The organism is Marinomonas transparens, from assembly GCF_016463975.1.
GTDB classification, from domain to species: Bacteria; Pseudomonadota; Gammaproteobacteria; order Pseudomonadales; family Marinomonadaceae; genus Marinomonas; species Marinomonas transparens.
In genome coordinates this window covers 1-2,249 of sequence record NZ_JAEMNX010000062.1, presented here as the reverse complement: position 1 = coordinate 2,249, position 2,249 = coordinate 1, and the positions used below count along the sequence as shown (strand labels likewise).

General features: G+C 49.6%; 1 protein-coding gene. It reads right to left on the bottom strand.

What is annotated here, in order from left to right:
- On the bottom strand, positions 1 to 2,249 hold a 2,249-nt coding region (locus I8J31_RS20620), incomplete at both ends, for a beta strand repeat-containing protein (protein ID WP_199470468.1).

Sequence of the window (2,249 nt, the reverse complement as noted above, 5' to 3'; positions counted from 1 at the left end):
CTCAGTTCAGACGCATTGATGACGATGCCGTTACCCGCCAACGCGCCTTGGTTATCCAGCTTGGCGGTGTCTATGGTTAGGCTGCTGTCTTGAGCCAAGATGGTGCCAGAACTGGTGACATTTTCCGCGTTGACCTTCGTAGCATTAATCGCTTCAATCGTGGAATCGGTGTTGGTGAGATTGCCGTCCGCATCCAGCGTCACATCCGTATCCGCATGCACCAAGGCGCCGTCTGAGTTAGTCACATCTCCGGTGACCGTTAGTGCCACCTTATCAGTGGAAAACATCTTGCCGTTTACTGTGCTGTTATTGAGCTCAGTGGCATTAATCTCAATGCCCTTGCCTTCCAGAACACCTTGGTTATCAACTTTATTGACCAACTGCCCTTGCGTTCCGAATGTCAACGCACCATTTTGCGCGAGGATGGTGCCGCTGCTACTGACATTTTGTGCATCAATGTTAGTGGCATTAATGGCCTCAATCGTGGCATTAGTATTTGTTAGATTCCCTTCAGCATCCAACGTCACATCGGTGTTCGCATGCACCAAGGCGCCATCGATGTTGGTAACGTCTCCCTTGATATTCAAATCCACGTTATCGGTGGAGAAGATCTTGCCGTTCGCTGTGCTGTTGTTCAACTCTGAGGCATTGATGACGATGCCATTACCCGATAGTCCACCTTGGTTATCCAGTGTAGCGGTGTCTATGGTTAATTCGCTGTCTTGTGCGAGGATAGTGCCGCTGCTACTGACATTTTGTGCTTCGACCTTGGTACTATTGAGCGCTTCGATGGTAGCTAATGTGTTGGTGAGATTGCCTTCCGCATCGATCACCACATTCGAGTCGGCATGTATTAGGGCACTATTGCTGTTTTGGATGCTTCCTAGAATGGTTAAGTCGATGCTGTCGGTTGAGTAAAGCTGACCGTTGGCCGTGCTGTTGTTCAATTCTGCCGCGTTGATAACAAGTCCATTAGCCACCATTGTCCCTTGGTTATCCAGCGTGCCGGTGTCTATGGTTAATGCGCTGTCTTGGGCGAGGATGGTGCCTGAGCTCGTCAGGTTTTGAGTGGTGATCTTGGTGCTATCAACGGCTTGAATCGTCCCATTGGTGTTGATCAAATCGCCATGAGTGCTGGTTACATTTAGGGCGTTCCCCGCATGAATGAGGGCACTGTCTTGATTGATGATGTTCGCTTCAGTGGTGAGAATAAGGTCTTGTGTCGAAACCAGTTTACCGCTTGTTGTTTGGTTGCTCAGTGCGTTCGCGGTGATGATCAACCCTTCACCTTGAATACGACCTTGGTTGTCTATATTTTGGGTAGCTTCTAGGACAAGTTGACCATTTTGTGCCTGAACTTTCCCTGAGTTAATGAGGTTTTGGGCTTTGATAGTAGCCGAGCCAATCGACGCTAGGGTCGCGTTACTGTTGGTAATGTCCCCATTGGCATTGATGATAAATTGGTTATCCGATTGGATTAAGGCGTTGTCGCTGTTGTTCAATTGGCCCGTCAGGGTGAGGTCCACGTTATCGGTACCGTAAATCGTGCCACTTTCTGTCTGGTTGTTTAATTGTGCCGCGCGGATACTCAGTTGGTTCGCCGCCATCGTACTTTGGTTGGTGATGGTGTTGGCGTTGATGGCGAGCAGACCATCAGGCGTTTGGATCTTAGCGCCGCTTTGGTTGATTAGGTCGCCTTGTAAATCGATGTTTATCGTATCGGTGGCTTGGATATTACCCTTGCTGCCGGTGTTGGTTAAATCGGTGGCCGCTAAACTGATGTTGTCGCCTAATAGCTCGCCTGTGTTATTGATGTTCTTTGCAGAAACAGTGAGTTGTTTACCACTCAGAGAGCCTTTGTTAACCAGATTGCCTTGGCTGTCCAATACCATGGACTCTGTGGCAGAGATCACACCGTTGAGGTTCACCCCTAGACCTTTTTCGGTACCGATCAAACGAATGCGGTTGGCGTACATGCCACCAATGGCGGCAACATCGAGTGAGAAACCCTCTTTTTCACCCGTAGAACGCGCCGTTACGGACTTGTCTTGGTAATCAATGAGGTTGTCACCGGTAATGATGGTCGCTTGGTTGGCCCACATTTCGGCGTTTAGACTGACACTGCGAGCCAGTATGTCTACTTCATCGGTGTCGGTGTCATTAAAGCCCAAGCCCGTGATGTCCACATCCCCCCGGGACACGTCAAAACCACTTAGGTTACCAAAGGCATCAAACACCGATGCGCCAGT